The organism is Streptomyces sp. NPDC058195 (assembly GCF_042883525.1).
Taxonomy (GTDB): Bacteria; Actinomycetota; Actinomycetes; order Streptomycetales; family Streptomycetaceae; genus Streptomyces.
The window spans coordinates 1-24,883 of the sequence record NZ_JBHVVM010000046.1; the positions used below are offsets into that span (position 1 = coordinate 1).

Annotated in this window: 17 protein-coding genes; 7 read left to right on the forward strand and 10 right to left on the reverse strand. The window is 72.6% G+C overall.

Annotated elements, in window-relative coordinates:
• Nucleotides 1–185 precede the first annotated feature (185 nt).
• The 3 genes from pyk to pta all read right to left on the reverse strand — a co-directional run bounded on the left by pyk (nucleotide 186) and on the right by pta (nucleotide 5,100).
• On the reverse strand, nucleotides 186–1,616 hold the full coding sequence (gene pyk / locus ACFVWY_RS33950; protein WP_389878782.1) for a pyruvate kinase: 1,431 nt from the start codon (nucleotides 1,614–1,616) through the stop codon (nucleotides 186–188).
• Between the two features lie 74 nt (nucleotides 1,617–1,690).
• Nucleotides 1,691–3,016 carry an acetate kinase gene (locus ACFVWY_RS33955; RefSeq protein WP_389878783.1) on the reverse strand — a complete coding sequence of 442 codons (1,326 nt, stop codon included), beginning with the start codon at nucleotides 3,014–3,016 and terminating at the stop codon, nucleotides 1,691–1,693.
• The gene (gene pta / locus ACFVWY_RS33960; protein WP_389878784.1) at nucleotides 3,013–5,100 is read right to left on the reverse strand and encodes a phosphate acetyltransferase; all 2,088 of its coding nucleotides are present in this window, start codon (nucleotides 5,098–5,100) and stop codon (nucleotides 3,013–3,015) included. Before pta ends, ACFVWY_RS33955 begins: the two co-directional genes overlap by 4 nt.
• Nucleotides 5,101–5,317: 217 nt before the next feature.
• On the opposite strand from pta, the gene ACFVWY_RS33965 reads away from it, so the two are divergent.
• On the forward strand, nucleotides 5,318–6,343 hold the full coding sequence (locus ACFVWY_RS33965) for an ATP-dependent 6-phosphofructokinase (RefSeq protein ID WP_389878785.1): 1,026 nt from the start codon (nucleotides 5,318–5,320) through the stop codon (nucleotides 6,341–6,343).
• A 239-nt stretch (nucleotides 6,344–6,582) separates the two neighbouring features.
• On the forward strand, nucleotides 6,583–7,554 hold the full coding sequence (locus ACFVWY_RS33970; RefSeq protein WP_389878786.1) for a helix-turn-helix domain-containing protein: 972 nt from the start codon (nucleotides 6,583–6,585) through the stop codon (nucleotides 7,552–7,554).
• Nucleotides 7,555–7,574: 20 nt separating this feature from the next.
• Here ACFVWY_RS33970 and ACFVWY_RS33975 read toward each other — a convergent pair whose 3' ends face one another.
• From ACFVWY_RS33975 to ACFVWY_RS33985, 3 genes are all read right to left on the reverse strand, one after another.
• The gene (locus ACFVWY_RS33975) at nucleotides 7,575–8,213 is read right to left on the reverse strand and encodes a helix-turn-helix domain-containing protein (RefSeq protein WP_389878806.1); all 639 of its coding nucleotides are present in this window, start codon (nucleotides 8,211–8,213) and stop codon (nucleotides 7,575–7,577) included.
• A 182-nt stretch (nucleotides 8,214–8,395) separates the two neighbouring features.
• Nucleotides 8,396–9,070 carry a response regulator gene (locus tag ACFVWY_RS33980; protein ID WP_389878787.1) on the reverse strand — a complete coding sequence of 225 codons (675 nt, stop codon included), beginning with the start codon at nucleotides 9,068–9,070 and terminating at the stop codon, nucleotides 8,396–8,398.
• Complete coding sequence (locus ACFVWY_RS33985; protein ID WP_389878788.1) at nucleotides 9,067–10,749, reverse strand: ATP-binding protein; 1,683 nt, start codon at nucleotides 10,747–10,749, stop codon at nucleotides 9,067–9,069. The genes ACFVWY_RS33980 and ACFVWY_RS33985 overlap by 4 nt, the downstream gene beginning before the upstream one ends.
• A gap of 167 nt (nucleotides 10,750–10,916) precedes the next feature.
• On the opposite strand from ACFVWY_RS33985, the gene ACFVWY_RS33990 reads away from it, so the two are divergent.
• From ACFVWY_RS33990 to ACFVWY_RS34005, 4 genes are all read left to right on the forward strand, one after another.
• The gene (locus ACFVWY_RS33990) at nucleotides 10,917–12,278 is read left to right on the forward strand and encodes a cation:dicarboxylate symporter family transporter (protein WP_389878789.1); all 1,362 of its coding nucleotides are present in this window, start codon (nucleotides 10,917–10,919) and stop codon (nucleotides 12,276–12,278) included.
• Nucleotides 12,279–12,383: 105 nt separating this feature from the next.
• Entirely contained in the window at nucleotides 12,384–12,788 is a 405-nt protein-coding gene (locus tag ACFVWY_RS33995) for a MerR family transcriptional regulator (protein WP_389878791.1), read from the forward strand.
• A gap of 3 nt (nucleotides 12,789–12,791) precedes the next feature.
• Nucleotides 12,792–13,136: a thioredoxin family protein gene (locus ACFVWY_RS34000; RefSeq protein WP_389878792.1), complete on the forward strand. Its 345-nt coding sequence runs from the start codon at nucleotides 12,792–12,794 to the stop codon at nucleotides 13,134–13,136.
• Nucleotides 13,137–13,284: 148 nt separating this feature from the next.
• Complete coding sequence (locus ACFVWY_RS34005; RefSeq protein ID WP_389878793.1) at nucleotides 13,285–14,343, forward strand: RICIN domain-containing protein; 1,059 nt, start codon at nucleotides 13,285–13,287, stop codon at nucleotides 14,341–14,343.
• Nucleotide 14,344: 1 nt separating this feature from the next.
• Here the strand turns inward: ACFVWY_RS34005 and glgB are convergent, their stop codons facing one another.
• From glgB to ACFVWY_RS34025, 4 genes are all read right to left on the reverse strand, one after another.
• Nucleotides 14,345–16,681, reverse strand: a complete 2,337-nt coding sequence (glgB, locus tag ACFVWY_RS34010; protein ID WP_389878807.1) for a 1,4-alpha-glucan branching enzyme — start codon at nucleotides 16,679–16,681, stop codon at nucleotides 14,345–14,347.
• Nucleotides 16,678–18,057: a maltokinase gene (locus tag ACFVWY_RS34015; RefSeq protein WP_389878794.1), complete on the reverse strand. Its 1,380-nt coding sequence runs from the start codon at nucleotides 18,055–18,057 to the stop codon at nucleotides 16,678–16,680. Before ACFVWY_RS34015 ends, glgB begins: the two co-directional genes overlap by 4 nt.
• Before the next feature lie 162 nt (nucleotides 18,058–18,219).
• Entirely contained in the window at nucleotides 18,220–19,926 is a 1,707-nt protein-coding gene (treS, locus tag ACFVWY_RS34020; protein ID WP_389878795.1) for a maltose alpha-D-glucosyltransferase, read from the reverse strand.
• Nucleotides 19,923–21,926: an alpha-1,4-glucan--maltose-1-phosphate maltosyltransferase gene (locus ACFVWY_RS34025; RefSeq protein ID WP_389878796.1), complete on the reverse strand. Its 2,004-nt coding sequence runs from the start codon at nucleotides 21,924–21,926 to the stop codon at nucleotides 19,923–19,925. The genes treS and ACFVWY_RS34025 overlap by 4 nt, the downstream gene beginning before the upstream one ends.
• 279 nt (nucleotides 21,927–22,205) lie before the next feature.
• Here ACFVWY_RS34025 and glgP point away from each other — a divergent pair, with 279 nt between their 5' ends.
• Nucleotides 22,206–24,860: an alpha-glucan family phosphorylase gene (glgP, locus tag ACFVWY_RS34030; protein WP_389878797.1), complete on the forward strand. Its 2,655-nt coding sequence runs from the start codon at nucleotides 22,206–22,208 to the stop codon at nucleotides 24,858–24,860.
• Nucleotides 24,861–24,883 lie beyond the last annotated feature (23 nt).

Here is a 24,883-nt window from a genome sequence, read left to right on the forward strand (position 1 = left end):
GTTGCTGGGGGGGGGGGGTGTATGGCGCCGAGGGGGTGGGTGGGTGACTGACGACAACGCGGCTGTTGTGCGTGCCGGCCCCCGCGAGCCCGGCATGATCCAAACGAGAGGCCCTAGCCGCACGCACAGCCGTGGGCCGCACTCCTGGCCAGGAGTGCGGCCCACGGGCGTCCGCCGGGGCGGCGTCAGTCGCGGGCGCCGCCACCGACGTGGTGCACCCGCACCATGTTGGTGGTGCCGGGGATGCCGGGGGGCGATCCGGCCGTGATGACCATGGTGTCGCCCGCGTTGTAGCGGCCGAGCTTCAGCAGCTCGCCGTCGACCAGGTCGACCATCGCGTCGGTGTTGTCCACGTGCGGGACGACATGGGCCTCGACGCCCCAGCTCAGCGCGAGCTGGTTGCGGGTGGACTCGTCGGTGGTGAAGGCCAGGATGGGCTGGGCCGCGCGGTAGCGGGAGAGCCTGCGGGCGGTGTCACCGGACTTGGTGAAGGCGACCAGTGCCCGGCCGTCCAGGAAGTCCGCGATCTCGCAGGCCGCACGGGCCACCGAACCGCCCTGGGTGCGCGGCTTCTTGCCCGGCACCAGGGGCTGCAGCCCCTTGGAGAGCAGCTCCTCCTCGGCGGCGACGACGATCTTCGCCATCGTCTTGACCGTCTCGATCGGGTACGCGCCCACGCTGGACTCGGCCGACAGCATGACCGCGTCCGCGCCGTCCAGGATCGCGTTGGCGACGTCGGACGCCTCGGCGCGGGTCGGCCGCGAGTTGGTGATCATCGACTCCATCATCTGGGTCGCCACGATCACCGGCTTGGCGTTCCGCCGGCACAGCTCCACCAGGCGCTTCTGCACCATCGGGACCTTCTCCAGCGGGTATTCGACGGCCAGGTCGCCGCGGGCCACCATCACACCGTCGAAGGCCATGACGACCTCCTGCATGTGCTCGACCGCCTGCGGCTTCTCCACCTTGGCGATGACCGGAACCCGGCGGCCCACCTCGTCCATCACCTTGTGGACGTCCTTGATGTCGTCGGCGTCCCGGACGAAGGAGAGCGCCACCAGGTCGCAGCCCATCCGCAGGGCGAACCGCAGGTCCTCGACGTCCTTCTCGGACAGGGCCGGGACGTTGACCGCCGCACCGGGCAGGTTGATGCCCTTGTGGTCGGAGATGACGCCGCCCTCGATGACGATCGTCCGCACCCGGGAGCCCTCGACCGCGACGACCTTCAGCTCGACGTTGCCGTCGTTGATCAGGATCGGGTCGCCCTTGGTGACGTCGCCGGGCAGGCCCTTGTAGGTCGTGCCGCAGATCGACTTGTCGCCCGGGACGTCCTCGGAGGTGATGGTGAACTCGTCACCGCGGACCAGCTCGACCGGGCCTTCGGCGAACTTCGCCAGCCGGATCTTCGGGCCCTGGAGATCGGCGAGCACACCGATCGCCCGGCCCGTCTCGGCGGCGGCCCGGCGGACCCGGTCGTAACGGGCCTGGTGCTCCTCGTGGCTGCCGTGACTGAAGTTGAAACGGGCCACGCTCATGCCGGCCTCGATCAGAGCGACGAGCTGCTCGTGGGAGTCGACGGCGGGACCGAGGGTGCAGACGATTTTGGAACGGCGCATGAGGCGGATCCTATCGGTTTGTTTCACTACGGAATATTCCGTCTGGCGGAAGATACAAAGGGGCGCGGGGGTGCTCAGTTGTGGACCTCTCCGACGGCCCCGCCCGGCCGCCCGTCAGCCCCGCCCGCCTGCCCGGCGGTCCCGCCGTCCGGCCCGACGAGCGCGAAGGTCTGGACGGCTATCTCCAGCTCCTCGTCCGTCGGCACCACGGCGACCGCGACCCGCGCGTAGTCCGGCGAGATCAGCCGCGGCTGGCCGGACCGCACGCTGTTCAGGTCCGCGTCCACCACCAGGCCCAGCTCCTCCAGCCCGGCGATGGCGGCCTCACGCACCGGCGCCGAGTTCTCCCCGACCCCCGCGGTGAACACCACGGCGTCCACCCGGCCCAGCACCGCCGAGTAGGCGCCGATGTACTTCTTCAGCCGGTGCACGTAGATGTCGAACGCCAGCGCCGCCCGCTCGTCCCCCGCCTCGACCCGGCGCCGGATCTCCCGCATGTCGTTGTCGCCGCAGAGCCCGACCAGACCGCTCTTCTTGTTCAGCAGCGTGTCGATCTCGTCCGCCGACATCCCCGCGACCCGCATCAGATGGAAGGTGACGGCCGGATCGACGTCCCCGGACCGGGTGCCCATCACCAGCCCCTCCAGCGGCGTCAGCCCCATCGAGGTCTCCACGCACCGGCCGCCCGCCACCGCCGAGGCCGAGGCGCCGTTGCCCAGGTGGAGCACGATGACATTGACCTCCTCGGGGGTGCGGCCCAGCAGCTCGGCGGCCTTGCGGGAGACGTACGCGTGCGAGGTGCCGTGGAATCCGTAGCGCCGGATGCGGTGCGCGTCCGCGGTCTCCGTGTCGATCGCGTACCGCGCCGCGTGCTCCGGCATCGTCGTGTGGAAGGCCGTGTCGAAGACCGCCACCTGCGGCAGGTCCGGCCGCAGGGCCCGCGCGGTGCGGATGCCGGTGATGTTCGCCGGATTGTGCAGCGGAGCCACCGGGACCAGCCGCTCGATCTCCTCCAGCACCCCGTCGTCGATCACCACCGGCTCGGTGAAGCACAGCCCGCCGTGCACCACCCGGTGGCCGATCGCCGCGAGCCGGGGCGAGTCCAGGCCGAGCCCGTCCGCCGCCAGTTCCCCGGCCGCCGCCCGCAGCGCCTCCTCGTGGTCGGCGATGCGGCCGGTCCGCTCCCGGGTCTCGGCGCCGCCGCCCAGCAGCGGGGTGTGCACCAGACGGGAGGTCTCCTCGCCGATCCGCTCGATCAGCCCCACCGCGAGCCGGGTCCGGTCGCTCATGTCGAGCAGCTGGTACTTCACCGACGAGGAGCCGGAGTTGAGGACCAGCACGCGGTACGCCCCCGCCCCGGCGGAGTCCTCGCTGGTGTCCTCGGTGGTCGCGACGGTCATCCGTTCCTCACCCCTCGGGCGCCCTGCGCCTGGATCGCCGTGATGGCCACGGTGTTGACGATGTCCTGGACGAGCGCGCCGCGCGACAGGTCGTTGACGGGCTTGCGCAGCCCCTGGAGCACCGGCCCGACCGCCACCGCGCCCGCCGAGCGCTGCACCGCCTTGTACGTGTTGTTGCCGGTGTTCAGGTCCGGGAAGACCAGCACCGTCGCCCGGCCCGCCACCTCGGAGCCGGGCAGCTTCGTCGCGGCGACGCTCGGCTCCACCGCGGCGTCGTACTGGATCGGGCCCTCGACGCTCAGGTCCGGCCTGCTCGCCCTGACCCGGTCCGTCGCCTCGCGCACCTTGTCGACGTCGGCACCCGAACCCGAGGTGCCCGTCGAGTACGACAGCATCGCGATCCGGGGCTCCACACCGAACCGGGCGGCGGTCGCGGCCGACTGCACCGCGATGTCGGCGAGCTGCTCCGCGTCCGGGTCCGGGTTGACCGCGCAGTCGCCGTAGACCAGCACCTTGTCGGCGAGGCACATGAAGAAGACGGAGGAGACGATCGACGCCTCCTCCTTGGTCTTGATGATCTCGAACGCCGGGCGGATCGTCGCCGCCGTGGAGTGCACGGCCCCGGAGACCATGCCGTCCGCCAGCCCTTCCTGGACCATCAGGGTGCCGAAGTAGTTGACGTCCGCGACGACGTCGTACGCCAGCTCCACCGTGACCCCGCGGTGCGCCCGCAGCTCCGCGTACCGCTCGGCGAACGTCCGGCGCAGCTCGGAGAGCTGCGGGTCGATGATCTGGGTTCCGGCCAGGTCGATGCCGAGGTCGGCGGCCTTCTTGCGGATGACGTCGGGCTCGCCCAGCAGGGTCAGCTCGCAGACGTCACGGCGCAGCAGTACGTCGGCGGCGCGCAGCACCCGCTCCTCGGTGCCCTCCGGGAGGACCACCCGGCGGCGGTCGGCACGGGCCTGCTCCAGCAGTTCGTGCTCGAACATCATCGGAGTGACGCGTCCGCTGCGGGCCACCGAGATCCGCTCCAGCAGGGCCGAGGTGTCCACATGGCGCTCGAAGAGGCCGAGCGCGGTCTCCGCCTTGCGGGGCGTCGCGGCGTTCAGCTTGCCCTCCAGGGCGAAGAGCCGGCCCGCGGTGGGGAACGATCCGTCGGCCACCGACACGACCGGGGTGCCCGGTGCGAGCCGTGCGGCCAGCGTGAGTATCTCCTCGCCGGGGCGCTCGTCCAGCGTCAGCAGCACCCCCGCGATGGGCGGGGTGCCCGCGCTGTGCGCGGCCAGCGAACCGACCACCAGGTCCGACCGGTCCCCGGGCGCCACCACCAGGCAGCCCGGCGTCAGCGCCTTCAGCAGGTTCGGCAGCATCGCACCGCCGAAGACGAAGTCCAGCGCGTCCCGGGCCAGCCCGGACTCGTCGCCGAGCAGCACCGTGCCGCCGAGCGCCGAGGTGATCTGGGCGACGGTCGGCGCGGAGAGCGCCGCGTCGTCGGGCAGCACCGAACACGGGACGGGCAGGGTGGCCGTCAGCCGCTGCGCGATGGCCTCGCGGTCCTCCGCCGCCACCCGGTTCACGATCATCGCGACGACGTCGCAGCCCAGTCCGGCGTACGCGCGAAAGGCGTTGCGGGTCTCGGCCCGCACCGACTCCGCGGTCTGGCCCTTCCCGCCGACCACCGCGATCACCGAGGCGCCGAACTCGTTGGCCAGGCGGGCGTTGAGCGCCAGCTCATCGGGCAGCTGGGTGGCGGCGAAGTCGGTGCCGAGCACCAGCACCACCTCGTACTTCTGGGCCACCTGGTGGAACCGGTCGACCAGGCGGGAGACCAGCTCGTCGGTGCCCCGCTCGGCCTGGAGCGCGGAGGCCTCGTGGTAGTCGAGCCCGTAGGCCGACCCGGGGTCCTGGGGGAGGCGGTAGCGGGAGCGGAGCAGCTCGAAGAGCCGGTCGGGTCCGTCGTGGACGAGCGGGCGGAAGACACCGACCCGGTCCACCTGACGCGTCAGGAGCTCCATGACACCCAGATCGACGACCTGGCGGCCGTCTCCCCGGTCGATCCCGGTCACGTACACGCTGCGCGTCACGCGCGTTCTCCCGTCCGTCCGCGGTTTGGGATGGTATTGCCATGTTGACGATACCCGCGGGCCCCGAGGCGCCGCCCGCCGGGAGAACCGCCCCCGGGACGGCCGTGAGCGCGAGGTCCAGACCTCTCGTGGGACAATCGGCGTGGCTCAGGGCAAGGGGGGTATCCGTACGGTCCCCCGGCGCGGCACAGCACTAGCGAGCAGGAGACACAGCACGATGCGCATCGGAATTCTCACCGCAGGCGGCGACTGTCCGGGCCTGAACGCAGTGATCCGTTCGGTCGTGCACCGCGCCGTGGTGGGCCACGGGGACGAGGTGATCGGCTTCGAGGACGGGTTCAAGGGGCTCCTCGACGGCCACTTCCGCCCCCTCGACCTCAACGCGGTCAGCGGTATCCTCGCCCGCGGCGGCACCATCCTCGGTTCGGCCCGGCTGGAGCGCGACCGGCTCCGCGAGGCCGCCGAGAACTGCGCCGAGCTGAGCCGCCGTTACGGCATGGACGCGCTCATCCCGATCGGCGGCGAGGGCACCCTCACCGCCGCCCGGATGCTGTCGGACGCCGGAATGCCCGTCGTCGGCGTTCCCAAGACCATCGACAACGACATCTCCGCCACCGACCGCACCTTCGGCTTCGACACCGCGGTGGGCGTCGCCACCGACGCCATAGACCGGCTCAAGACCACCGCCGAATCGCACCAGCGGGTCATGGTCGTCGAGGTGATGGGCCGCCACGCGGGCTGGATCGCGCTGGAGTCCGGCATGGCCGGCGGCGCCCACGGGATCTGCCTGCCCGAGCGCCGCTTCGAGGTCGACGACCTGGTGAAGATGGTCGAGGAACGCTTCGCGCGCGGCAAGAAGTTCGCCGTCATCTGCGTGGCCGAGGGCGCCCACCCGGCCGAGGGCTCCATGCCGTACGCCAAGGGCGAGATCGACCAGTACGGTCACGAGCGCTTCCAGGGCATCGGCAACCGGCTGGCCATCGAGCTGGAGAAGCGGCTCGGCAAGGAGGCCCGGCCGGTCATTCTCGGCCATGTGCAGCGGGGCGGCACACCGACCGCGTACGACCGGGTGCTCGCCACCCGCTTCGGCTGGCACGCGGTCGAGGCCGCGCACCGGGGCGACTTCGGCATGATGACGGCGCTGCGCGGCACGGACATCGCGATGGTGCCGCTCGCCGACGCGATCACGCAGCTCAAGACGGTTCCCACGAACCGGATGGACGAGGCCGAGTCGGTCTTCTGAGCCCGCCCGTACGGCGGCGGCCCGGCGTAGCGGCGAAGCGGCTCCGACCGTCCCCCCGTGGGCGGTCGGGGCCGCTCGCCGTTCCCCGGCGCCCGCGACCGCCCGGGACGGCCGGCCGGGGCGGGCCGCGGTGCCAAAAACCACTCTTGAGCAGCCGGGCCGGATCAACAAGGCTTGCCCCTGTCCCGGACATGTCCCAGTCCTGTCCGGGCGCGGAACCCAGGGGAGGGGCGCGGCGCATGATGGTCGAGGACAGGGCTCCGGATCCTCAGGAGGCACGGAGCGGGCCCGAGTTCGTCGCTCTCCTGCGGACGCTCAAGGACGCCTCCGGGCTGACCTTCCGCGAGCTGGCCCTGCGCGCCGAGGCGGCCGGTGACGTACTGCCGCGCTCCACGATCGCCAACATGCTGGCCCGCGCCTCGGTCCCCCGGGAGGAACTGCTCGCCGCCTTCGTACGGGCCTGCGGCCTCGGCCCCGACCAGATACGGGACTGGCTCGCGGTACGCGCGGAACTCGCCGCCCACGGGCGGCGCACCGGCCCCGGGGAACCGTCCGTGGGTGGTCCCGCCGCCACCGGCGCGCTCTTCGGCGAGCCGCCCACCGTCCCGCTCCCCGGGCCGCCCGCCCCCCGGCGCCGGATCCGCGTCCTGACGGTGGCCACCGCCGCGGCCGTGGCGCTCGCCGCCGGGGTGACCGCCGTCCTGCTCGTACCCGGCGACGAGGACGGCGACCGGGCGAACGGGCCCGTGACCGGTCCGGTCACCGGGCGGACGGTGCAGCTGCGCTCCGTGGACTCCGGGCTCTGCTTCTCCGAGAAGCGGGGAACGGACCTGGGGTGGCTGTACCAGGTGCCGTGCGGGCAGGACACGATCCCCGCCTTCTCGCTCCTGCCGCTGGGCGACGACGCCTGGCGGATCGTGACCGACCACCCGGTCTACGACAAGGGCTGCACCGGCGTCATCGACCAGGCGCCCGACGCCGGGGCCCCGCTCCAGGACCAGGAGTGCGGTCTGCGGGGACGGGCGGAGGAGTTCCTGATCCAGCCGGTGGGCGACCCCGTCGAGGGCTACCGCATCCGCCCCGCCCACACCCGGCTGTGCGTCGGCACCGAGAACGGCAGCGTGCGACGCGGGGCCAGGCTGGTGCAGGCGGGCTGTGCGGGGCAGGACCGGGGAAAGCTGTTCTCCTTCGACCCGGTGGCCCCCGGCTGACCCCGGTGGCCACCAGAGGCTCACTGTCCCGGGCCGCGCACCCCCGCCGTCCGCCAGAACCGCTCCAGGACCGTCGCCAGGAACTGCCGCCCGGCCTCACCGGCCGAGCCGGGCCGCTCCGTATCCGTACCGCTCCAGCTCAGCGTCGGCACCGTCAAGGACTGGTAGTCGGAGTGCAGCTGCTCCAGCACGTCCTGGAGGAAACCGCGCTCCAGCGGCACCAGCTTCGCCACCGCCCGGAGCTGTGCCTGCCAGCGGGTGGCCGCCGCGGCGCGCAGCAGCTCCGTCAGCTCCTCGTCCCGGCCGGACACCGTGACGAGCCCGGCCGCCGTCAGCCCCAGCGCCTCGGCGAGCGCCGCGGACTGGCGCTCGTTGCCGCGCCAGCGCCCGGTCTCCTCCATCCGCAGATACGCGGAGGTGCTGAGCCCCACCAGCCGCGCCAGCTCCTGCGCGCTCAGGCGCCTGACCGTCCGGTGCTCCCGCAGGGTGCGCGCGGCGGTGAGCAGTTCGTCCGGCGAGCACCACAACACCCCGGCCAGCGCCGTGAGTTCGTACGTGCTCGGCACGGCGAGGCCGCGCTCCCAGGCGATCACCGTCTCGGTGCTGATCCGCAGCCCGTACTGGGCCGCGAGCCCGTACGCGACATGACCGGGAAGCATCCCCAGGGCCGCGCGGAGCCGGCGCGCGGCGGGGGCGTTGAACGGCGGGGAGGGGGACACGGCCCCACGGTAGGAGTCAAGGGATGGCATGACTACGGTGTGTTCCACCGATATCCGCGAATCGTAGGATCGTCCGAGAAGTCCCAGGTTGATCACGTCCACGGCTACGGCCACGCGTCGGCTCAGTGCCCCCGGCTCACCCAGCGGTAGTACAGCTCCGGACGGCCGATCTGCCCGTACTGCGGGCTGCGTACCGCGCGCCCCACCGTCACCAGGTGCTCCAGATAGCGGCGGGCGGTGATCCGGGAGATGCCCAGCTCCTCGCCGGCCCCTCTGGCCGTCACCCCGTCCGGGGCGGCCCGCAGGGCGCGGGTCACCGCCTCCAGGGTGGGGCCGCTCAGCCCCTTCGGCAGCCGGGCGGGCTCGGGGGAGCGCAGGGCGCCCAGCGCCCGGTCCACCTCGTCCTGCCCGCTCGCCTCACCGGCCGCCGCCCGGAACTCCGCGTACCGCACCAGCCGGTCGCGCAGGGTGGCGAAGGTGAACGGTTTCAGCACGTACTGGACGACCCCGAGCGACACTCCCTCCCGGACCACCCCCAGATCCCGTGCCGAGGTCACCGCGATGACGTCCGCCGAGTGCCCGGCCGCCCGCAGGGCACGCAGCAGCTGCAGCCCGTGCCCGTCGGGCAGGTACAGGTCGAGCAGGAGCAGGTCGACCGGGGCGCGTTCCAGCGCCCGTACCGCCTCCGCCCGCGAATGCGCGACGGCGGCCACCGCGAAACCGGGCACCCGGTCCACGTACATCCGGTGGGCGTCCGCCGCCACCAGGTCGTCCTCGACGACCAGCACCTGGATCACGCCGTGGCCTCCCTCTCGGCCGGTACCGGTACGGGGCGGCACGCACCGGTCAGCGGCAGCCGCACCGTGAACCGCGCGCCGCCGTCCGGTCCGGCGTCCAGCGTCACCGTGCCGCCGCCCCGGTGCACCGCCTGCCGGACGAGCGCGAGGCCGATGCCCCGGCCGGTGCCGTGCGTCGACCAGCCCCGGTCGAACACCTCGGCGGCGTCCTCGGGGGCGATCCCGGCCCCGGTGTCGGAGACCCGCAGCAGCAGCTCGTCCCTCCCGGCGAGCGCGGTCACGGTGACCCGGGCGCGGACGGGTCGGCCGCCGTCGGGCCCGCGCTGGGCGGGTACCGCGCCGGGCGCGCCGGTCGCCGCCTCCGAGGCCGCGTCCACCGCGTTGTCGATCAGATTGCCGAGGATCGTCACCAGGTCCCGCTCCAGCGTCGCGGGCAGGGCCCCGTCGCCGATCAGGCTGTCGTCCGCGAGCACCAGCTCCACCCCGCGCTCGTTCGCCTGGGCCGCCTTGCCGAGCAGCAGCGCGGCCAGCACCGGCTCGGCGACCGCCCCCACCACCCGGTCGGTGAGGACCTGGGCCAGCTCCAGCTCCGCGGTGGCGAAGCGCACCGCCTCGTCCGCCCGGCCCAGCTCGATCAGCGAGACGACGGTGTGCAGCCGGTTCGCCGCCTCGTGCGCCTGCGAGCGCAGCGCCTGGGTGAACCCCCGCTCGGAGTCCAGCTCGCCGGACAGCGCCTGCAGTTCGGTGTGGTCGCGCAGGGTCACGACGGTGCCGCGCTGCTCCCCGCCCACCACCGGGCGGGTGTTCACCACGATCACCCGGTCCGCCGTCAGGTGCAGTTCGTCGACCCGCTCCCCGTCGGCCAGCAGGGCCCCGGTCAGCGGGGCGGGCAGCGCCAGTTCGTCGACCCGGCGCCCCACCGCGCCCGGCGCCAGCCCCAGCAGCTCCCGGCCCGCGTCGTTGATCAGCGCGATCCGGCGCCGCCCGTCGAGCATCAGCAGCCCCTCGCGGACCGCGTGCAGGGTGGCCTGGTGGTAGTCGTGCAGGCGGCTCAGCTCGGTGGCGTTCATCCCGTGGGTGTGCCGCCGCAGCCTCGCGTTGATCACGTATGTGCCGAGGCCGCCGAGGGCCAGCGCCCCGCCCGCCGCCAGTCCCAGGGCCCCGAGCTGGTCCCGCACCTGCGAGGAGACCCGGTCCACGGTGATGCCCGCGCTGACCAGGCCGACGATCCGGCCACCGTCCCGGACCGGGGTGACGACCCGGATCGAGGGGCCGAGCGTGCCGGTGTACGTCTCGGTGAAGGTCTCGCCGCGCAGCGCCCGCGCGGTGTGCCCGAGGAACCGCTCGCCGATCAGGGCGGCGTCCGGATGCGTCCAGCGGACCCGGTCCGGGGACATGATCGTGACGAAGGCGATCCCGGTGTCCTCGCGCACCCGCTCCGCGTACGGCTGGAGCGCGGCGGACGGGTCCGGGGTGCGGATCGCCTCCCGTACGGACGGCGAGCCGGCGATCGACAGCGCGGCCGTCCGCACCTGCCTGGCCGCGGTCTCCTCGGCCTGTCCGCTGCCGGAGGCGTACGCGAAGAACGCGCATCCCGCCACCACGGCCGTCATCAGCACCACCTGCATGGCGAAGAGCTGACCGGCCAGGCTGCGCGGACGGGTACGGGGGAGACGCATGGCCCCAGTGTGCCTGGCCGAAAACCGGTGAACTAAATGCACGCAACGGTGACCGGCGTCACAGGGAGCGAGATATTCACCGGGGGTTTTTCCGGCCCGGACCGTCGGATCAGCCCTTGCGCCCCCAGGGACGGGGGAGCGACCCGGACGAGCCGAGGAGAATTCCCGTGGGAGTGGCAGCCGCCAGGCGGGACCGCACGCACTATCTGTATCTGGCCGTGATCGCGGCCGTAGCGCTCGGCATCCTGGTGGGCTTCGTGGCCCCGGGCGTCGCCGTCGAGCTGAAGCCGATCGGCACCGGCTTCGTGAACCTGATCAAGATGATGATCTCGCCCATCATCTTCTGCACGATCGTGCTCGGCGTCGGCTCGGTCCGCAAGGCCGCCAAGGTCGGCGCGGTCGGCGGTCTGGCCCTCGGCTACTTCCTGGTGATGTCGACCGTCGCGCTCGCCATCGGCCTGCTCGTCGGCAACCTGCTGGAGCCCGGCCAGGGCCTGCACCTCACCGAGGCGGTGCGCGCCGCGGGCGAGAAGCAGGCGGCCGGGGCGAGCGAGTCGACCTCCGACTTCCTGCTCGGCATCATCCCGACCACGATCGTCTCCGCCTTCACCGAGGGCGAGGTCCTCCAGACCCTGCTCGTCGCCCTGCTCGCGGGCTTCGCGCTCCAGGCCATGGGCGCGGCCGGGGAGCCGGTGCTGCGCGGTATCGGCCACATCCAGCGCCTGGTGTTCCGCATCCTCGCCATGATCATGTGGGCGGCCCCGGTCGGCGCCTTCGGCGCGATGGCCGCGGTGGTCGGTGAGACGGGCGTCGACGCGCTGAAGTCCCTCGCCATCATCATGGTGGGCTTCTACCTCACCTGCGCGATCTTCGTCTTCGTGGTGCTCGGCACGATCCTGCGGCTGGTCGCCGGGGTCAACCTGATCTCCCTGCTGAAGTACCTGGGCCGCGAGTTCCTGCTGATCCTGTCGACCTCCTCGTCCGAGTCCGCCCTGCCGCGGCTCATCGCGAAGATGGAGCACCTGGGCGTCAGCCGCCCGGTCGTCGGCATCACCGTGCCGACCGGCTACTCCTTCAACCTCGACGGCACCGCGATCTACCTCACGATGTCCTCGCTCTTCATCGCCAACGCCATGGGCGACCCGCTCAGCGCCGGTGAGCAGATCTCGCTGCTGCTCTTCATGATCGTCGCCTCGAAGGGCGCCGCCGGGGTCACCGGCGCGGGCCTGGCCACCCTCGCCGGCGGCCTCCAGTCGCACCGCCCCGGACTGGTCGACGGTGTCGGCCTGATCGTCGGCATCGACCGCTTCATGAGTGAGGCCCGCGCCCTGACGAACTTCGCGGGCAACGCCGTGGCCACCGTCCTGGTCGGCACGTGGACCAAGGAGATCGACAAGGAGCGGGTGGACCAGGTGCTGTCCGGCGCGCTCCCCTGGAACGAGCAGATGCTGGCCCAGGACGGCGAGACCGCCGGTACCGCCGACGTCCCGGCGCCCCGCGAGGCCGAGGCCGCCACGGCCAAGGCGTAGCCGCCCTCCGGAACACGGCGGCCGGGGCTGGCACGGACGATTCCGTGACGGCCCCGGCCGCCGTCGCTTGCCCTGACGCCGACGTCAAGGTCTACCGTCGCTGACATGCGCATCGGGGAACTCGCCGAACGGGCCAGAACGACCACGCGGACACTGCGCTACTACGAGTCGCGCGGGCTCCTGTCCGCGCGGCGCGCCGGCAACGGCTACCGCGACTACGACGAGGACGACCTGCGGCTCGTCCAGCAGATCCGGACCCTCCAGGACTTCGGGTTCGAGCTGGAGGAGACGCGGCCGTTCGTCGAGTGCCTGCGCGCGGGCCACCCGGCCGGGGACGCCTGCCCCGCCTCGCTCGCCGTCTACCGCCGCAAGCTCGGCGAACTCGACGCGCTGATCGGGCAGCTGCGCACCGTACGCGACCAGGTGGGCGCCCAGCTCGCCCGCGCCGAACTGGAGGCCGCGGCGGAGCTGCCTGGTGGACCGGAACCACGTTGTGAACTGGGAGGATGACAGATGATCCACACCGCGCGGGGCGTCGCCGAAGTCACCGACGCCACCTTCGGCGAGCGGGTGCTCGGGGCCGGGCTCCCCGTCCTGGTCGAGTTCACCGCCGACTGGTGCGGCCCGTGCCGCCAGCTGGCCCCCGTACTCACCGCGGTCGCCGCCGAGCTGGCCGGACGCATGGAGATCGTCCAGCTCGACATCGACACCAGCCCCGCCACCGCCGCCCGGTACGCGGTGCTGTCGGCGCCGACCCTGATCGTCTTCCACGGCGGTGAACCCGTGTGGCAGAGGGTGGGCGCCCGCCCCAGGCGCAAGCTCCTGGCGGAGCTGGAGGACGTGCTCGACCGGCTCTGAGCCGCCTCCCCGGCGATCGGAGCCTTCACGGGGGCCATCCCGGCTGCCGGTCAATGTCGCGGAGTGGCCCGTGCCGGCGGGCGGACGGCGCTAGCGTGGCGAAGGCCATCACTCCGCGCAATCCGATGATCGCACAGGGGGATCTTCCATGAACGTACGCACAAGCCGCGCCTTACCAAGGGCACTGGCCGCCCTGGTGGCCGTACTGGCCGTCGTGCTCGGCCTCACCGCGCAGACCGGAACGGCTCGGGCGGGTGAACTCTCCGGCCTCTCCGGACTGACGTTCACCTCCGGCAGCAACAACCGGAACCTGGACGTGCAGAACGGCAACACCGGGGACGGCGTCTACATCGTCACCAACTCCTCGCCCGGCTACCACCAGCAGTGGACCGCCAACAAGCAGGCTGACGGATCGTTCACCCTGGCCAACGACGCCACCGGCAAGTGCGTGGCGACCGGTCTTCCGCTGCGGCAGCAGTCCTGTTCCGGGGCCGCCGCCCAGCGCTGGTACTTCCAGCCCGTCACCGGCGCCGCCAACACCTTCATGATCCGCAACGCCGGTGACAACAAGTGCGTCGACATCGTCCTGAACGCCCAGTACAACGACGCCTGGACCCAGACCTACGGCTGCAACGGCACCACCGCCCAGCAGTGGAAGATCCCCGCCGCCGCCGCGGGCGACGCCTTCGACGCCGCCGTCGAGTACGCCTCCAAGCGCTGCCAGAAGGACGCGACCACCTGCTCGTGGACGAAGGGCACCCAGGCGCCCGCCGAGCCGCTGCCCGTCGAGTGCGTCTCGCCCGTCTGGTACAACGGCACCGGCGCCCCGGTGCCGTGGACGTTCACGCTGACCACCTCCAGCGGATGGACGAGCGAGATCAGCGTGTCCTTCACGACGACCGTGGGCGCGGGGTCGCCGAGCCCCGTCCAGGCGACCGTCGCCTCCACCCTCACCGACAAGGTGACGTTCGACCTGAAGGAAGAGCTGGGCAACAGCCTGACGATCACCGTCCCGCAGCAGCAGTACGGCTGGGTCGCGCTGTCGAAGCTCGCCACCAAGGTCACCGGTGACTGGACCTTCGACGCCAACGGCTACCCGTGGAAGGCGCACGACACCGTCACCGTCCCGCTGACCAGTGACGACCTGGGCCACGCCAGCGTCTACCTGGCGAAGACCGCGCCCGCGTTCACCACCTGCGGCGGCTGAGTCACACCGGTCGCAGCCACACCGTCGCCAGCGGCGGGAGCGCCAGCGCGATGCTGGTGCTCCTGCCGTGGGCCGGGACCGGCTGCGGTTTCAGCGGGCCCGGATTGCGCACGTCACCGCCGCCGTAGTGGGCGGCGTCGGTGTTGAGCACCTCGGCCCAGGCCACCCGGTCCCCGGGCACCTCCGGCACCCCCAGGCGGTAGTCGTGCCGCACCACCGGGGAGAAGTTGCTGACGGCCAGCAGCGGCGAGCCGTGCGCGTCGTGGCGCAGGAACGCGAAGACGTTGTCCTCGGCGGCCCCGCCGTCCACCCATGCGAAGCCCTCGGGGACGGTGTCGCGCTGCCAGAGCGCGGGCGTCTGGGTGTACACCCGGTTGAGATCGCCGACCAGGGCGCGCACACCCCGGTGATCGCTCTCCGCCGCGTACGAGGGGTCGAGCAGCCACCAGTCCGGGCCGTGCCCCTCCGACCACTCCGCGCCCTGGGCGAACTCCTGCCCCATGAAGAGGAGCTGCTTGCCCGGGTGGGCCCACATGAAGCCGAGATAGGCCCGGTGGTTCGCGCGCTGCTGCCACCAGTCACCGGGCATCTTGGAGACCAGCGCGCGCTTGCCGTGCACCACCTCGTCGTGCGAGATCGGCAGGACGTAGTTCTCGCTGTACGCGTACACCATCGAGAACGTCATCTCGTCGTGGTGGTACTTGCGGTGCACCGGCTCCTTCGTCATGTACTCCAGGGAGTCGTGCATCCAGCCCATGTTCCACTTCAGGCCGAAGCCCAGGCCGCCCAGATCCGTGGCACGGGTGACGCCGTCCCAGGCGGTGGACTCCTCGGCGATGGTCACCACCCCCTGATTGCGCCGGTAGACGGTGGCGTTCATCTCCTGGAGGAAGGACACCGCGTCCGGGTTCTCCCGGCCGCCGTGCTCGTTCGGTGTCCACTGCCCGTCCTCGCGCGAGTAGTCGAGATAGAGCATCGAGGCGACGGCGTCCACCCGCAGCCCGTCGACGTGGAACTCCTCGCACCAGTACGTGGCGTTGGACACGAGGAAGTTGCGCACCTCGCGGCGTCCGTAGTCGAACTCCAGCGTCCCCCAGTCGGGATGCGCCGCCCGCGCCGGGTCCGGGTGCTCGTACAGCGCACGGCCGTCGAACTCGGCCAGCGCCCACGCGTCGCGCGGGAAGTGCGCGGGCACCCAGTCGACGATCACCCCGACCCCGGCCCGGTGCAGCGAGTCGACCAGGAACCGGAAGTCGTCGGGGGAGCCCAGGCGGGAGGTCGGGGCGTAGAAGCCGGTGACCTGGTAGCCCCAGGAACCGCCGAAGGGGTGCTCGGCGACCGGCATCAGCTCCACGTGGGTGAATCCCAGCGCCCGCACGTACGCGGGGAGCTGGGCGGCCAGCTGACGGTAGCCGAGCCCCGGCCGCCAGGACGGCAGATGCACCTCGTACACCGACATCGGCGCCTCGTGCGCCGGTACGTCACCGCGCCGCGCCATCCATTCCTGGTCCTGCCACACGTGCCGCGAGGCCGTCACGACCGAGGCGTTGGCGGGCGGCACCTCGGCCCGCCGGGCCATCGGGTCGGCGCGCAGCGTGTGCGAACCGTCCGGGCGGCAGACGTCGAACTTGTAGAGCGCCCCCTCCCCGACCCCGGGCAGGAACAGCTCCCACACCCCGGTGGAGCCGAGCGAACGCATCGGGCAGGCGGTGCCGTCCCAGTGGTTGAAGTCCCCGGCCACCCGCACCCCGCGGGCGTTCGGCGCCCATACGGTGAAGCGGGTGCCCGCCACCCCCTGGTGCTCCATGGTCCTCGCCCCGAGGGCGGACCACAGTTCCTCGTGCCGCCCCTCGCCGATCAGGTGCAGGTCCAGCTCCCCGAGCGAGGGCAGGAAGCGGTACGGGTCGTCCGCCTCGACCTCGGCGTCCGGGTACGCGACCAGCAGCCGGTACTCCGGCGGAGCCTTCGCCGTCAGCAGCGCGGAGAAGAAGCCGTCGCCCTCGTCGTGCAGCGGCACCCGCAGCCCCTCGGCGAGCACCGTCACCGACCGGGCGAAGGGGCGCAGCACCCGCACCCCCACCCCGCCGCGCACCGGGTGGGCGCCGAGCAGGTCGTGCGGGGCGTGGTGCTCACCGGCCAGCAGCCGCCCCCGGTCGGCGCCGTCGAGCGGGCGGGCGGCCCGTGTGCCGCCCCGGCGGGGGCGCGACGGTTCGGCGCGGGGCGTCCTGGCGGCGGTCCGGGCGGGCGCGGTGCGGGCGGAGGCGGTGCGGGCGGGCTTGCGGGCGGTCACGGGACGGGCTCCTCGGAGGGTGGGGGGAGGTGCGGAACGGTCCGTCAGTCCTCGGCGGCGGCCAGGCGGTGGATCGCGGCCATCGGCACCGGCAGCCAGTCCGGCCGGTGCCGTGCCTCGTACAGCACCTCGTACACCGCCTTGTCGGTCTCGTGGGCGCGCAGCAGTTCCGGCTCGCCGCGAGGGTCGGTGCCCGCGGCCTCGGCGTAGCCCTCGCAGTAGGCGGTGCGGCAGCGGGCCGCCCACGCGTCGTTCCACGGGCGGTGCGAGCGGGCCGCGTAGTCGAAGGAGCGGAGCATCCCGGCGATGTCGCGGACCGGGAGCTGCGGGCTGCGCCGCTCGTGCAGCGGCCGGGCCGGTTCGCCCTCGAAGTCGATCAGCGACCAGAATCCGTCGTCCGCGCGCAGGGTCTGGCCGAGGTGGAGGTCGCCGTGGACCCGCTGGGCCGCCCAGTCCCGCCCCCGGTGGCCCAGCGCGGCCACCGCGTCGAACGCGGTGCGCAGCCCGGGTACGTACGGGGCGAGATCCGGCACCGCCTGGGCGGCGGACTCCAGCCGGCGCACCATCGCGGCGGCCAGCCGTTCGGTCTGGGCGCGGTGCAGGGCGGGCGTCGGCAGGGCGGCGGCGAGCGCGGTGTGCACCTCGGCGGTGGCCCGGCCCAGGGCGCGGGCCTCGGGGGCGAAGTCCCGGCCCTCGGCGAGGTGGCGCAGCGCGAGCCGCCAGCCGTCCTCGGCGCCGCCCAGGAACGGCTGGAGCACGCCGAGGGTGAGCGGCCGGGGCGTGCGGGCCTCGAACCAGGCGACGGGAGCGGGCACCCGGCCGCAGCCCTCCCGGGCCAGCGCCAGCGGAAGTTCCAGATCGGGATTGGTGCCCGGGAAGAGCCGCCGGAAGATCTTGAGGATGTAGGCGTCGCCGTAGACGAGCGAGGTGTTGGACTGCTCGGTGTCCAGCGGCCGCGGGGCGAGCCGCCCGGGGAGCGCCGGACCGCTGCCGCCGAAGCGCAGGGCGCCGAGGGTGCCGGGCGTACGGAATCGTTCCAGCAGGAGCCCGGCGAGATGCGGGTCGTGCAGTCCCTCGTAGACGGTGCGCCCGGCGAGCGGGCCCTCGGTCACCCGGCCGATGAGCGCGGGCGCCAGCCGGGGCGGCAGCACGGCCCGCACCCCGAGCAGCAGCTGGTAGCAGTCGTCCGGGGAGTGTCCGGGCGCGGCGGGCTGGTGGACCCGGACCAGCAGATGGAGCAGCCCGGTACCGGTGCCCACCGGCAGCATCTCCGTCGCCGACACCAGCGAGAAGCCGGTGACCGGCCGTCCCTTGCCGGCGAACCAGCGCTGCCGGGGCAGCCAGCCGTGCAGCAGCGGGGCGAGCGACGGGAGCAGGCCGGTGCCGCAGGACGGGGCGGCCCGTGTGGATACAGCCTCCGACATGGCGTCGAGTCCTTTCCCCGGGCCCACCACAGGATGCGGTGAGTGTCCTGGATTGCGGTGGTCGATGTCCGGCCGTACGGAACGTGTCGGGGCGGGATGCTCCGTACGGCCGCCCGGCGGGGCCCGTCCGCGCCGGGCGGCGCGGACGGGCCCCTGCGGGGCTCAGCCCGCCGACGCGTCCGCGTGCAGCCGGAACCAGTAGAAACCGTGTCCCGCCAGCGTCAGCGGGTACGGCGGCTGCCCGATCGCCGGGAAGCGCACCCCGCCGATCAGCTCCACCGGACGGCGCCCGGTGAAGGCCCCCAGGTCGAGCTCGGTCGGCTGCGCGAACCGGGAGAAGTTGTGCACGCAGAGCACGAGGTCGTCGCCGTGCTCACGGGTGAAGGCGAGCACCGCCGGGTTGGACGAGGGAAGTTCGTCGTACGAGCCGAGACCGAAGGCGGGGTTCTGCTTGCGGATCTCGATCATCCGCCGCGTCCAGTGCAGCAGCGAGGACGGCGACGACATCGACGCCTCCACGTTGGTGACCTGGTAGCCGTAGACCGGGTCCATGATCGTCGGCAGAAAGAGCCGTCCGGGGTCGCTGGAGGAGAATCCGGCGTTCCGGTCAGGGGTCCACTGCATCGGGGTGCGCACCGCGTCCCGGTCGCCCAGCCAGATGTTGTCGCCCATCCCGATCTCGTCCCCGTAGTAGAGGATCGGGGAGCCGGGCAGCGACAGCAGCAGCGCGGTGAACAGCTCGATCTGGTTGCGGTCGTTGTCCAGCAGCGGGGCGAGCCGCCGCCGGATGCCGATGTTGGCCCGCATCCGGGGGTCCTTGGCGTACTCCGCGTACATGTAGTCGCGCTCTTCGTCCGTGACCATTTCGAGGGTGAGCTCGTCGTGGTTGCGCAGGAAGATGCCCCACTGGCAGTTCTGCGGTTTCGCCGGGGTCTTGGCCAGGATCTCGGAGACCGGGTAGCGGCTCTCCCGCCGTACGGCCATGAAGATCCGCGGCATCACGGGGAAGTGGAACGCCATGTGGCACTCGTCGCCGCCCGCCTCGTAGGCGCCGAAGTAGTCGACGACGTCCTCCGGCCACTGGTTGGCCTCGGCGAGCAGCACGGTGTCCGGGTAGTGCGCGTCGATCTCCTTGCGGACCCGTTTGAGGAAGGAGTGCGTCTCGGGCAGGTTCTCGCAGTTGGTGCCCTCGCGCTGGTAGAGGTAGGGCACGGCGTCGAGCCGGAATCCGTCGATGCCGAGGTCCAGCCAGAAGCGGAGCGCGGAGATGATCTCCTCCTGCACCGCCGGGTTCTCGTAGTTGAGATCGGGCTGGTGGGAGAAGAACCGGTGCCAGTAGTACTGCCCGCGCACCGGGTCGTAGGTCCAGTTGGACGTCTCGGTGTCGACGAAGATGATCCGGGCGTCCGGGTACTGCTTGTCGTCGTCGGCCCAGACGTAGTAGTCGCCGTACGGTCCGTCCGGGTCCTTGCGGGACTGCTGGAACCACTCGTGCTGATCGCTCGTGTGGTTCATGACGAAGTCGATGATCACGCGCATCCCGCGCTGGTGCGCGGCGTCGACGAACTCCACGAAATCGGCCAGGTCGCCGAACTCCGGCAGCACGGCCGTGTAGTCGGACACGTCGTAACCGCCGTCGCGCAGCGGTGACGTGAAGAACGGCGGCAGCCAGAGGCAGTCGACGCCGAGCCACTGGAGGTAGTCCAGTTTGGCGGTGATGCCCTTGAGGTCGCCGATGCCGTCGCCGTTGGAGTCCTGGAAGGACCTGACAAGCACCTCGTAGAAGACGGCGCGTTTGAACCAGTCGGGATCGCGGTCCTTGGCCGGGGTGTCCTCGAACGTGTCGTGGACGGGCTCATTGACGATCATGGTGTGGGTGACCCTCCGGTCGGCGGGGACGGTCGCAGGACCACGATGTGCGCGGGCGTGACGCCTGGCTCCAGACGCACATAGAAGGTCCTGCCCCAGTGATAGGTATCGCCGGTGAGCTCGTCGCGCACCGGCACGGGCTCGTGCCGGTCGAGGCCGAGTCGCGGCATGTCCAACGAGACCGTGGCCTCGTGGGTGTGGTGCGGGTCGAGGTTGACGACCACCAGAACGATGTTCGAACCCGAACGCTTGCTGTACGCGATCAACGCGTCGTTGCCGGTGGAGTGGAAGTGCACGTCGCGCAGTTGCTGGAGTGCGGGGTTGCGGCGCCGGACACGGTTGAGGGCGGTGATGAGCGGGGCCAGCGAACGGCCCTCGCGCTCCGCCGCCTCCCAGTCCCTGGGCCGGATCTCGTACTTCTCCGAGTCGAGGTACTCCTCACTGCCGGACCGGACCGGGGCGTTCTCGCACAGCTCGTAGCCCGCGTACACACCCCAGGAGGGGGAGAGCGTCGCGGCCAGCACGGCCCGCGCCTCGAAGGCCGGACGGCCTCCGTCCCGGAGGTGGCCGGGCAGGATGTCCGGCGTGTTCACGAAGAAGTTGGGCCGCATGTACGCGGCGGACTCGCCCGCCAGCTCCGTGACGTAGTCGGTGATCTCCTGCCGGGTGTCGCGCCAGGTGAAGTACGTGTACGACTGCTGGAAGCCGACCGCCGCGAGCGTCTTCATCATCGCCGGCCGGGTGAATGCCTCAGCCAGGAAGATCACGTCGGGGTCGGCCCGGTTGATCTCGCCGATCACCCGCTCCCAGAAGACCACCGGCTTGGTGTGCGGATTGTCGACGCGGAAGATCCGCACCCCGTGGTCCATCCAGAACCGCAGCAGGCGTACGGACTCGGCGACCAGCCCGTCCATGTCCCGGTCGAAGGCGATCGGATAGATGTCCTGGTACTTCTTCGGGGGGTTCTCGGCATAGGCGATGGTGCCGTCCGCCCGGTGGTGGAACCACTCCGGATGGCGCCGCACCCAGGGGTGGTCGGGGGAGCACTGGAGCGCGAAGTCGAGCGCGACCTCCATCCGCAGCTCGCGGGCCGCCGCCACGAAGCGGTCGAAGTCCTCCAGGGTGCCGAGCGCGGGATGGACCGCGTCGTGGCCGCCCTCGGCGGAGCCCACCGCCCAGGGCACCCCCACGTCGTGCGGACCGGCCGCGAGCGTGTTGTTGGGGCCCTTGCGGTGGGTGGTCCCGATGGGGTGCACGGGCGGGAGGTACACCACGTCGAAGCCCATGGCCGCGACCGCCACGAGCCGTTCGGCGGCCGTACGGAAGGTGCCGCTCACCACCCGGGCGGGCTTTCCGCGCCGTCCCGGCACCACCCGGGCGCCCTCCGAGCGGGGGAACAGCTCGTACCAGGAGCCGAACAGCGCCCGCCGCCGCTCCACCACCAGCGGCAGCGGCCCGGACGAGGAGACCAGCTCGCGCAGCGGATGCCGGTCCAGCGCCTCCCGGGCCTGCGGGGTGAGCGCCGCCGCCAGCCGCTCGGCCGCCGGACGGGAGGTGTCCCGCAGCGCGTCGACCGCCGCCAGCACCGCCTCCCGGCCGTCCCGCTTAGGCACCCCCTCGGCGGCCCGCTCGTACAGTTCGGCCCCCTCCGCCAGCACCAGCGCGGTGTCGGTCCCCGCCGGGATCTTGATCTCGGCGTGGCGCCGCCAGGTGGTGACCGGGTCGCTCCAGCCCTCGACCGCGTACGTCCACCGGCCCTCGGCCCCCGGGGTGACCTCGGCGCCCCAGCGGTCGGTGCCGGGTGCCAGTTCCCGCATCGGGAGCCACGGGCCGGGGCGTCCGTTCGGGTCCACCAGCACCACGTTGGCGGCCACCGCCTCGTGGCCCTCGCGGAAGACCGTCGCGGTGACGCGGAAGGTCTCACCGGCGACCGCCTTGGCGGGCCGTCTGCCGCAGTCGACGAGCGGGCTGACGTCGAGGACGGGGATGCGACCGATCAATGGACTCACCTGGGACAGGGCTCGGGCCGGTGGCGGGGGCGCGGCGCAGTGGCGGAACGTGGGATACGCGCACCGCTGCCGATGGGTTTCGCTCCTTTCTAACCGCTTCGCGGCCGGTCGGCAGGGCGTGGCCGGGGCCGCCCCCGTCCGCTTCACCCGACTGGCAGCCGTGGGCCCGGACGCGGGAACGGAAACGGGGCCCGCCCGGACGGAGCACACGGCGGCACACCCCGCGCCGGGTCCGCCCGGATCCGTGCCTCCCCTGTCAAGGTGGAAGGCGTGAAGGCCATCCGCCGGTTCACCGTGCGCCCCGTCCTGCCCGAACCCCTCCGACCGCTCTGCGACCTCGCCCGCAACCTGCGCTGGTCCTGGCACACCGAGACCCAGGAGCTGTTCCGGTCCATCGAGCCGCAGGCCGCAGCACGTACGCAGTCCCCGGACGCCGGTGCGGCCGGGGACGCCCGGTGGCCGGAGGAATGCGACCCCGTGCGGCTGCTCGGGGCCGTGTCCGCCGGACGGCTCGACGAGCTGGCCCGGGACGAACCGTTCCTGCGCCGGCTGGCCGGGGTGTCCCGGGATCTCCGGGACTACCTGGAGCAGCCCAGGTGGTACCAGGAACAGCTGGGGCGCGGTGCCGGGCTCCCCGCCGCCGTCGCCTACTTCTCGCCCGAGTTCGGGGTGACCGCCGCGCTGCCCCAGTACTCCGGCGGGCTCGGCATCCTCGCCGGGGACCACCTCAAGGCCGCCAGTGACCTCGGTGTCCCGCTCATCGGCGTCGGCCTGCTCTACCGGCACGGCTACTTCCGGCAGAGCCTGTCGCGCGACGGCTGGCAGCAGGAGCACTACCCGGTCCTCGACCCGAACGAGCTGCCGCTCACCCTGCTGCGGGAGCACGACGGCACCCCGGCCCGGGTGGTGCTGACCCTGCCCGGCAGCCGCTCGCTGCACGCCCAGATCTGGCAGGCCCGGGTCGGCCGCGTGCCCCTGCTGATGCTCGACTCCGGCGTCGAGGAGAACGCGCCGGGCGAACGCGAGGTGACCGACCGGCTGTACGGCGGCGGCAGCGAGCACCGGCTCCTCCAGGAGATGCTCCTCGGCATCGGCGGCGTACGGGCGGTACGGACGTACTGCCGCCTCACCGGCCACCCGGCGCCCGAGGTGTTCCACACCAACGAGGGCCACGCGGGCTTCCTCGGCCTCGAACGCATCCGGGAACTCTCCGGCACCGGACTCGGCCTCGACGCCGCGACGGAGACCGTCCGGGCGGGCACCGTCTTCACCACCCACACCCCGGTGCCCGCCGGGATCGACCGCTTCGAGCGCGAACTCGTCGCCCGGCACTTCGGCGACGACGGCGAACTGCCCGGCGTCCCCGCCGAACGCGTCCTGGACCTGGGTACCGAGAGCTACCCCGGCGGCGACCCGGGCGTCTTCAACATGGCGGTGATGGGGCTGCGCCTGGCCCAGCGGGCCAACGGGGTCTCCACCCTCCACGGCTCCGTGAGCCGGGAGATGTTCGCCGGGCTCTGGCCGGGCTTCGACGCCGCCGAGGTGCCGATCACCTCCGTCACCAACGGGGTGCACGCGCCCACCTGGGTCGCCCCGGAGGTCTTCGGCCTGCGGGGCCGCCATCGCGCCGCACCCGGACGCTGGGACTCCGCCGCCGCGATCCCCGACCGGGAGCTGTGGGAGCTGCGCCGCTCCCTGCGCGCCCGGCTCGTCACCGAGGTACGCGAACGGCTGCGCGCCTCCTGGCTGACCCGGGGCGCCGCCCCCGCCGAACTCGGCTGGATCGACGGTGTGCTCGACCCGGACGTCCTGACGATCGGCTTCGCCCGCCGCGTCCCCTCGTACAAGCGGCTGACGCTGATGCTCCGCGACCGCGAGCGGCTGTCCGCCCTGCTGCTCCACCCGGACCGCCCGGTCCAGATCGTCGTCGCGGGCAAGGCCCACCCGGCCGACGACGGCGGCAAGCGGCTGGTGCGGGAGCTGGTCCGGTTCTCCGACGACCCCCGGGTGCGCCACCGCGTCGTCTTCCTGCCGGACTACGGCATGGCCATGGCTCAGCGGCTCTACCCGGGCTGCGACGTCTGGCTGAACAATCCGCTGCGTCCGCTGGAGGCCTGCGGCACGAGCGGGATGAAGGCCGCGCTCAACGGCTGCCTCAACCTCTCGGTGCGCGACGGCTGGTGGGACGAGTGGTACGAGCCGGACTTCGGCTGGGCGATCCCCACCGCCGACGGCCCGGTCCTGGACGAGGAGCGCCGCGACGACCTGGAGGCGGCGGCGCTCTACGCGCTGATCGAGGACCGCATCGCGCCGCGCTTCTACGACCGGGGAGAGGAGGGGCTGCCGGAGCGCTGGATCGAGATGGTCCGCCGCACCCTCGGCGTGCTCGGCCCGAAGGTTCTGGCCGGGCGGATGGTGGGGGAGTACGTGGAGCGGCTGTACGGGCCCGCCGCGCGCGCCGGACGGGCCCTGGACGCGGGGGCGGCCCGCCGCCTCGCCGACTGGAAGGCCAAGGTCCGCGCCGCCTGGCCGCAGGTGGCCGTCGACCACGTGGAGGCCGGGGCGTCCACCGCGGCGGACGGCCCGGCCGAGCTGGGGGCCACGCTGACGCTGCGGGTCCGGGTCACCCTCGGGGAGCTGGTCCCCGGTGACGTGGAGGTGCAGGCGGTGGCGGGCCGGGTGGACGCGGCGGACGGGATCTCCGGCGCCCAGGTCTTCCCGCTGAAACCGGCCGGGGGCCAGGACCTGGAGGGCCGCTGGCTGTACGAGGGGCCGCTCGCCCTGGACCGGACGGGCCCGTACGGCTACACGGTGCGGGTGCTCCCGGCCCATCCGCTGCTGGCGTCCGGGGCGGAGATGGGCCTGGTGGCGCTGCCCCCGCAGACGGCTTCCGGGGACGGGGCGGCCGACGTGCCGCTGCGCTGAGGGCCCGGCGCCGCCCCGCACAC